This is a genomic window from Catenibacterium sp. co_0103 (assembly GCF_004168205.1).
In the GTDB taxonomy this organism is placed as follows: Bacteria; Bacillota_I; Bacilli_A; order Erysipelotrichales; family Coprobacillaceae; genus Catenibacterium; species Catenibacterium mitsuoka_A.
This window is the reverse complement of record NZ_RCYB01000086.1, coordinates 1-7,968: the sequence shown is the minus strand read 5'-3', so window position 1 is coordinate 7,968 and position 7,968 is coordinate 1. Positions and strand designations below refer to the sequence as shown.

10 protein-coding genes are annotated in these 7,968 nt (G+C 34.4%); 9 read left to right on the top strand and 1 reads right to left on the bottom strand.

The features are described 5' to 3' along the window. Positions 1–263 precede the first annotated feature (263 nt). Together EAI80_RS13480 and EAI80_RS10730 are read left to right on the top strand one after the other, a co-directional pair. The gene (locus EAI80_RS13480) at positions 264–428 is read left to right on the top strand and encodes a hypothetical protein (protein ID WP_161220336.1); all 165 of its coding nucleotides are present in this window, start codon (positions 264–266) and stop codon (positions 426–428) included. A 110-nt stretch (positions 429–538) separates the two neighbouring features. Then, entirely contained in the window at positions 539–1,276 is a 738-nt protein-coding gene (locus EAI80_RS10730; protein WP_161220335.1) for a tubulin-like doman-containing protein, read from the top strand. Here the strand turns inward: EAI80_RS10730 and EAI80_RS10725 are convergent. Next, positions 1,268–1,864, bottom strand: a complete 597-nt coding sequence (locus EAI80_RS10725) for a S24 family peptidase (protein ID WP_022425596.1) — start codon at positions 1,862–1,864, stop codon at positions 1,268–1,270. The two genes, EAI80_RS10730 and EAI80_RS10725, sit on opposite strands and share 9 nt — an antisense overlap. Before the next feature lie 155 nt (positions 1,865–2,019). Here EAI80_RS10725 and EAI80_RS10720 point away from each other — a divergent pair, with 155 nt between their 5' ends. From EAI80_RS10720 to EAI80_RS10690, 7 genes are all read left to right on the top strand, one after another. Next, a complete protein-coding gene (locus EAI80_RS10720) occupies positions 2,020–3,276 on the top strand; it encodes a DNA repair protein (RefSeq protein WP_129982013.1) in 1,257 nt (418 codons plus the stop codon). Then, positions 3,269–3,571 carry a YolD-like family protein gene (locus tag EAI80_RS10715; RefSeq protein ID WP_129982011.1) on the top strand — a complete coding sequence of 101 codons (303 nt, stop codon included), beginning with the start codon at positions 3,269–3,271 and terminating at the stop codon, positions 3,569–3,571. The genes EAI80_RS10720 and EAI80_RS10715 overlap by 8 nt, the downstream gene beginning before the upstream one ends. Before the next feature lie 91 nt (positions 3,572–3,662). Then, positions 3,663–3,986: a DUF1828 domain-containing protein gene (locus EAI80_RS10710; protein ID WP_129982010.1), complete on the top strand. Its 324-nt coding sequence runs from the start codon at positions 3,663–3,665 to the stop codon at positions 3,984–3,986. Between the two features lie 90 nt (positions 3,987–4,076). Next, positions 4,077–4,775, top strand: a complete 699-nt coding sequence (locus tag EAI80_RS10705) for a type II toxin-antitoxin system antitoxin SocA domain-containing protein (protein ID WP_129982009.1) — start codon at positions 4,077–4,079, stop codon at positions 4,773–4,775. A gap of 1 nt (position 4,776) precedes the next feature. Next, a complete protein-coding gene (locus EAI80_RS10700) occupies positions 4,777–5,052 on the top strand; it encodes a hypothetical protein (protein ID WP_129982008.1) in 276 nt (91 codons plus the stop codon). Positions 5,053–5,171: 119 nt separating this feature from the next. Beyond that, entirely contained in the window at positions 5,172–6,476 is a 1,305-nt protein-coding gene (locus EAI80_RS10695) for an alpha-amylase family glycosyl hydrolase (RefSeq protein WP_129982007.1), read from the top strand. A gap of 35 nt (positions 6,477–6,511) precedes the next feature. Continuing rightward, on the top strand, positions 6,512–7,968 hold a 1,457-nt coding region (locus tag EAI80_RS10690; RefSeq protein ID WP_275055616.1), incomplete at its 3' end, for a Tex-like N-terminal domain-containing protein.

Below are 7,968 nucleotides of genomic sequence, written 5' to 3'. Positions count from 1 at the left end.
CATCTGAGATTCTAAGAATGATGATGGATACTGAGGCTTTCAGTAATGAAATGGTAAGAGCTACACCTATGCCTATTGCACTTAAGGAGGCATATTACGAATATCGTTATGGTATATTCGCTGAATAAGATTACTCAAAGCAACAATTTACTTAAAAAGAGCGTTCTTTTTCATATTATGTGAATATGTTATGAATATGTATTGTAATATATAATCATAACTGTATAATAATATATGGCATTGAAAGAGGGGAAGCGGATTATATGATTCAAGAGAAAAAGAATGCTGGTTATGAAGGGGAAGCTGATCAGCATAAAAATTGCCGAAAGAAATTCTCCAATGCTCATATGATAAGAAATGGTTATATTTATACAGATCGTGTTCTTATAATCAAAGCATCTTATTATATGAAAAAAGGAAAGCTGTAAGGCCCTAGACGGGCTTTACAGCTTCCTTTGATTTTTATTGTAATGTGTTTTAAATATGTTAGAATAGGAAAGGCTAAATTATTTGTGATTATGAAATGGAGGATAACTTTATGGGGCTACAACTAAGTAGAAACATGAATCAAGCAGATCCTATTATTATTGTTGGATTAGGAGGACTTGGTGGCGGTGTCATTGATTCCTTAAAAGGTAAAATAAAACATGATTATGATGATATAGATAGAGTAGAAATGAGAATCGTAGATATGACTTCTCATATCAAGAATACACATATGACAGATGATGAAATCATCATTCTAGATCCTCGTGGAACAGATTGTGATAGAACACTTGGACAGAAGATTTTTAGAACTGAATCTGTCTATGAAGGTATAAGAAGTGAGTTCAAGACACTCATTGAAAAAATGATTTCTATTGCTGGGGAGGATCATATTAATGTCCTTATTGCCTCTGGTATAGTAGGGGGTACAGGTGGAGGTATATTTGTAGACTTCACTTATATGATTCATGACTTATTTAAGGAATGTCATCATAAGAACTATAGTATTTGTGCTTATATGTTTGATGTACAAAGCAACGATGATCAAGAAGAAAAGAATCATCGTATGAAACTTAATGGTCAGGCTGCTTTAAAGGAATTACAACATCATATGAACATTACAACACATGATCATCTTTATCAGACTACAATCGGACAAAGAGAAATTACCTGCAGAAAAACACTCTTTGAAGAATATAAACATATTTCTTTTTGTCTAGGTGATGATGTAAAGCTAGATGATCTCAAGAAGCGTATGAGTACTTTAATGATTGAAGAATTCTTATACTAAATCAGAACGACTATATAACGCTTTTCCAATAATTTCTACAGGAAGACTTTCTACCTCTTCCTGAGAATAATAACGTACATCTACAGAAGGGTTCGCTGGTTCTAAAATCAGTAATCCTTCTTTTTTTATAACCTTTTTGACTGTTACTTCACAACGATTAATCAATACGACCGCAATCGTCCCACTTGGTACATCATTACACTTTTTTACATATAATAAATCTCCATCGTGAATATGTGCCCCTGACATAGAATCTCCTACAACACGTAAAAAGAAATCTCCACGATAATAATCATCCTGAGTCACCTGCTCATATCCTTCAAAATTCTCATCAATGAGTAAATCATAACCTGCCTTGACTTCACCTAGTACTGGCTTTTCATAACGTTCTTCACTATTAATAAGTGATTCTACATCTACACCTAATATAAATGAGAGCTTCTCTATCACTTCAGGATTTGTGACCTTTGTATCACCCTTTAACCATCTTGTCACAGTAGAACGGTTCACGCCTAATTGACTCGCAATATATTCATTAGACACACCCATCTTTTCCTTGTATTTCTTTAGATATTCTTTAAAATTCATCTTCTCCACCTCTTTTTAGGCATTATACAACATAATACAATTTGGTGCAAATAAATGCGTCATTCATTGTATGTACAGAATCATTTTGGTGCAAAACTATTTGATATATGCACCACAGATAACTATAATAAGACTAACAGGAAGGAGAAATAATGATGAAAAAAGTATATTTATGTATAGATTTAAAAACCTTCTTTGCGTCTTGCGAATGCAGTGAAAGACATCTTGATCCCTTTAAAACCAATCTTGTAGTGGCAGATCCTACTAGAGGTAATGGAGCACTCTGTCTTGCGATTACACCTCAAATGAAAAGTATGGGAATTCATAATCGCTGCCGTATATTTGAAATACCCAAGGGTGTTGAATATATTACTGCGATGCCTCGTATGCATCTTTATATGGAATATTCAGCACGTATTTATCGTATCTATTGTCGTTATGTCTCACCTGATGATATTCATGTTTACTCTATTGATGAATGTTTTATTGATATCACATCTTATATGCATCTTTATCATAAGAGTGCGAAGGCGTTTGCGAAGATGTTGATGCAGGCTGTATTTGCAGATACACATATTACTGCCACATGTGGCATAGGAACCAATCTTTATCTTGCAAAAGTCGCTCTTGATATTATCTCTAAGCATACAAAAGAGAATATTGGGATATTAGATGAAGAACGATATCAGAAATACCTATGGCATCATTTACCTATTACTGATTTCTGGCATATGGGAAGTGGAACAGCCAATCATTTATTAAAACTCGGTGTTGTGGATATGCATGGGATTACTCAGATTCCTGAAGAGATACTTTATAAGGAGTTTGGTATAAATGCGGAATATATTATTGATCATGCCTGGGGAAGAGAACCTGCTACGATTGCCTCTATTAAGAAGTATCGTCCTAAGAATGAATCAATTAATAATTCTCAAGTTCTCTTTTCTGATTATGAATATGAGGATGCAATACTCGTTGTAAAGGAAATGGTAGAACTCAATGTCTTAAGACTTGTGGAATCACGTCTTGTCACAAATCATATAAGTTTATATATCGGTTATTCACGTACAGATGGTGGAGGATGGGCAGGAGGCTCTAGAAAGCTGACAGTCAGAACCAATTCATTGAGTGTTCTGATGGATGCCTTTATTTCTCTTTATCATCTAAAAGTTCAAAAAGGAAGACTGATCAGACAGATTTCTATATCCTTTGGAGATGTCTTAGATGAAGCTTATGAATCCTATGACTTATTTAGTGATATAGAGGCATTAGAAGAAGAAAAGAAACTTCAGAAAGCTATTGTCTCTATCCGCCATAAGTATGGGAAGAATGCGATATTAAAGCTTATGAATAAACAGGAAAAAGCCACTACAGAAAAAAGAAATACATTAATTGGAGGACATAATGCATAAGAAGGTTGATCGTGCACGTTTATTTTTAAGCTTTGATGCCTTAAAAGGATTTAAAGAACTACTTCAAGAAGATACCAAAATACCTAGAAAAGAACTATGTGAAGACCAATATTATGAACTTAACTGGAAAATTCATCAAATTCAAGAAGGAGATGAAGTAGAACTTGTCTATTACACAGGGTCTTCTTATTCTAAAATAAGAGGAACAATACAAATAGTAAATCTCAATGATCACTATATTTATATTAATAACCATAAAATACAGCTTAAGAATATCTTTTCACTAGAATTATAATATGTTGTTTTTCCTTGTCCAATCTCTTGCCACACCCTATCTATAAATAGTAACTAAGATATAATAGAGAACAAGAGGGGAAGTGGAGCGTATGCTGAATTATCAAAAACTATTAATGCCCTATAAGAATTTCAAGGGTGAACATATGATTGTCTATGCCTTTGTGCATAACAGGTCCTATAAGCTCTCAGACCAGGCATCGACAATCACAAATCTGATTGATACATATCAGCTAGACGCTGATAAGAAGGAAAAGATCTCTGCAATATGTTATATGCATGATGCGAGGATCAGACAAAACGAAATCGTCATGAATATTGACGATGATGAGCTTTATATAAAGCTCAATGAATTTGGGAAAATGTTGGTGGAGATAGAAAATCTCTTCACACAGGAAAGTGCATATTCACAATAATATGCACTTTTTTCTTTGTTTTAATGCATATGATAGATATTTCTAAAAAGTCTATCATATGCTATAATAAGTGTGAAGAAGGTGAATAAGATGTGTAAAACAAGAATACAAGAAGAAATAGAAGCCCTTATGTCTCTCTATCATCTCGGTAAAGCACCATTATCTTATGCTTTAGGCTTTGGAGAAGTCACTATTACAAGATATTTACAGGGAAGCACTCCTCATCCTGACTATGCACAAGTTATTCACAATGCACTATGTGATATAGACTATATGATGGGTTTAGTGAATAAGAACCATGAAAAGATGGGACCAGCCTTTAAAAAGGCAATCAACAGATGTCTCACTCTTAAATCACAATTCTCCTGTTCAAAAGAAATATTGCAGGTGATTTCTTATCTCTTTTATACACTAGAAGAACTCACACCTATGCAATTAGAATCCTATCTTTACTTCATACAGGCTTATTCCTATCCACAGCCACTCTTTCATGAACATTGTGAAGCATGGAAGCAAGGTGTCATCTATCCTGATGTTTATCACTTATTCTCCACATTCCCATTTAGAGTACAAGATGATATGCGTTATAAAATCATCGAAGATGCTTATTTAGATCTAGATGAAAATAAGAAGGAATACATAGATGAAATCCTCAATACATTCTCTCGTTACCCTTTAAAAACACTTATAACACTCACTAAAACAGGACCATGGAAGAATAATTATAAAGAAGGGGAAATAACCATTATTCCTGCAGAAGATATTCAAAACTATTTCAAGAGGCACTAATATGGAACAATTCTATAACATACTCAAAGAATCATTGAATGAAGAAATGGGATGGATGATTGATCATATATATGAAGACTATAAGAATACTGAAGATATATTGGGCTTTGCGTTAAGCTGTGAGAAGATATTACGTCTATACTTTGGAACAGACATTCATGAGCAGCTTAAAGATTTACTTATATATGTCTTATATGTCTATCTTGACTATGATGAAGACAAGATAGAACTATTATTGAACGACTATGACCCTGAGCATAATCGATATATACAATAAAAAATTAGAATATCTATAAATATATAGTAAATGCATAAATGTAAGTTACTAAAAATATAAATAGATTGGATAGCACATAAAAATGAAGTATAATAGTAAACAGAAAGGAAGTGTTAATTGTGTGGTATCAAGAAACAGTATTTTATCAGATTTGCCCACTAGGACTTTGTGGTGCGCCTGAAGTAAATGATGATATTCAGGCTCATCGTATTTTAAAAATCAAGGACTTTGTCCCTTATCTACAAGAATTAGGAATTGGTGCTGTGTATTTCAATCCTGTATTCAACAGTGATTCTCATGGCTATGATACGCGTGATTATAATCTCATCGATACGCGTTTAGGTACAAATGAAGATTTTGCGGAAGTATGTAAAACACTCCATGAACATGATATCAAGGTTGTATTAGATGGGGTATTCAACCATGTCGGTAGAGGCTTTTTTGCGTTTAGAGATGTCCAGGAAAAAGGACCTGCAAGCCCATATGCCAATTGGTTTCATATCAACTTTGATGGAGATTCTAGCTATGGTGATGGATTCTGGTATGAAGGATGGGAAGGTCATTATGAACTTGTGAAGTTAAACCTAGATAACCCAGATGTCCAACATTATCTACTAGATGCAGTCGATTACTGGATCAAGTGTTTTGATATAGATGGTTTAAGACTAGACGTCGCTTATTCATTGCCTAGATGGTTTATGGCAATGTTGAGTGATCATTGTAAGAGTTTAAAACAGGATTTCTTTATGTTAGGAGAAGTATTAGGTGATAATGCAGGTTACATGTATACAGAAGCTAAACTAGATGCAATCACTGATTATCCATCATATAAAGCATTCTGGTCTTCATTTAACTCTTTGAATATGTTTGAATATGCCCATACATTAAAGAGAAATGCGATGGATATGTACAGAGGTAGGGATTTACTCACATTTGTAGATAACCATGATGTGAATAGAATATCTAGTACATTAACTGATGAAAGAAAACTTCCATTAGTATTTGGATTACTCATGGCAGTACCTGGTGTTCCATGTATTTATTATGGTTCAGAATGGGGTATTAAAGGTGAAAAGATTCAAGGACTAACAGATGCACCACTTCGTCCAGAATTCGATGCACCTCAACCTAACGAATTATCTGGTTTAGTATCAAAATATATTCATATGCGTAGAGGACATAAAGCACTCACATTAGGAGACTATAAGGATTTAGTTCTTACTAATAAACAGTACGTATTAGAAAGAAACTATGAAGGAGAAAAGATTGTAGTTGCACTTAATATTGATGATGCACCTTATACAATCTATCCACCTATTGAACATGGTTCTTATCAGGATTTGATGAGTGGAGAAATGGTGGATTATAATGGAGAATTAGAATTACCACCACTTTCAATCACATACTTATATAAACATGCATAAGGCTGAGCAATCAGCCTTTTATAAAGGAGTAGACAATGCAGGAAGATATTATACTTAAACTTTCAGAACAACTAAATATCAAGACAGAACAGATACAAAATACATTAAAACTATTAGAAGAAGGCTGTACTGTTCCTTTTATTGCCCGTTATCGTAAAGAATTAACACATGGCTTAGATGAAGAACAGATTCGTGTGATCCAGGAACAATATGACTATCAGGTAAATCTTAAAAAAAGAAAAGAAGAAGTCCTTACAAGAATAGAAACATTAGGACACTTAAATGATGATATCGTGAAGATGGTCAACGCATGTACACGTTTATCACAGGTAGAAGATATCTATCGTCCTTATAAACAGAAAAAGAAAACAAGAGCCAGTGTGGCTATTGCAGCAGGCCTAGAACCTTTAGCTAAGACACTTCTTTCTTTACCACGTACATTTAATGAAAAAGACATTGATGCCTATCTAAACGATACAATCACTTCTAGAGAAGAGGCATTGCAGGGTGCTAAGGATATCATTGCAGAAAAGATTTCTAATGATATGACAGTACGTAATAAGATTGTCGATTCTATGATGAACTACGGCCGACTTGTCACTTCTAAAAAGAAGAATGCAGAAGATGAAAAGATGACCTATAAGATGTACTATGACTATTCTGAAAATGTCTCACGTATTGCGACACATCGTATTATGGCGATTGATCGAGGAGAAAAAGAAAAGATTCTCACTGTTTCTATCAACATTAATGAGGATTATATCAAGACATTTGTCTCAAGACGTTATATTAAGTTCCCTAAGAGTCCAACAGCCAAATATGTAGATGAAGCCATTGATGATGGCTTAAAGCGTCTTGCTTATCCATCTCTAGAAAGATTAGTCAGAAATGCTCTTACTGAAAAAGCCCAGGAAGCAAGTATTGATGTCTTCTCTGATAATCTAGGCAAGCTTCTCTTACAGGCTCCGATGAAAAATAAGAGAATCTTAGGCTTTGACCCAGCTTTCCGTACAGGATGTAAGCTCGCTGTCATTGATGAATCAGGTAAGAAACTTACAGTAGATGTTATCTACCCACATCCTCCTGTTGCGAAAGTGAAGGAATCAGAAAAGAAACTAGTAGACCTCTGTACAAAATATGATGTCAATCTTATTGCGATTGGGAATGGTACAGCCAGTCGTGAAAGTGAAGCTTTTGTCGCAAATACAATCAAGAAATATCACTTACCTGTAAGCTATACAATAGTCAGTGAAGCAGGAGCGAGTGTTTATAGTGCCTCTAAGCTTGCGATAGAAGAATTCCCAGACCTCCACGTTGAACAAAGAAGTGCTATTTCTATCGCAAGAAGACTACTTGATCCTTTATCAGAACTTATTAAGATTGATCCTCAATCTATTGGAGTAGGGCAGTACCAGCATGATTTCCTCCATTTCCCCGCGCCTTCGTTGCGCGGACACAAATATATAACCAAACTCAAATCCACCAAAACTAT

Coding starts and splice junctions, on each gene's coding strand:
- EAI80_RS10730 (WP_161220335.1), top strand. CDS start 539: ATGGGGCTACAACTAAGTAGAAACATGAATCAAGCAGATCCTATTATT.
- EAI80_RS10700 (WP_129982008.1), top strand. CDS start 4,777: ATGGAACAATTCTATAACATACTCAAAGAATCATTGAATGAAGAAATG.
- EAI80_RS10720 (WP_129982013.1), top strand. CDS start 2,020: ATGAAAAAAGTATATTTATGTATAGATTTAAAAACCTTCTTTGCGTCT.
- EAI80_RS10725 (WP_022425596.1), bottom strand. CDS start 1,864: ATGAATTTTAAAGAATATCTAAAGAAATACAAGGAAAAGATGGGTGTG.
- EAI80_RS10705 (WP_129982009.1), top strand. CDS start 4,077: ATGTGTAAAACAAGAATACAAGAAGAAATAGAAGCCCTTATGTCTCTC.
- EAI80_RS10710 (WP_129982010.1), top strand. CDS start 3,663: ATGCTGAATTATCAAAAACTATTAATGCCCTATAAGAATTTCAAGGGT.
- EAI80_RS10715 (WP_129982011.1), top strand. CDS start 3,269: ATGCATAAGAAGGTTGATCGTGCACGTTTATTTTTAAGCTTTGATGCC.
- EAI80_RS13480 (WP_161220336.1), top strand. CDS start 264: ATGATTCAAGAGAAAAAGAATGCTGGTTATGAAGGGGAAGCTGATCAG.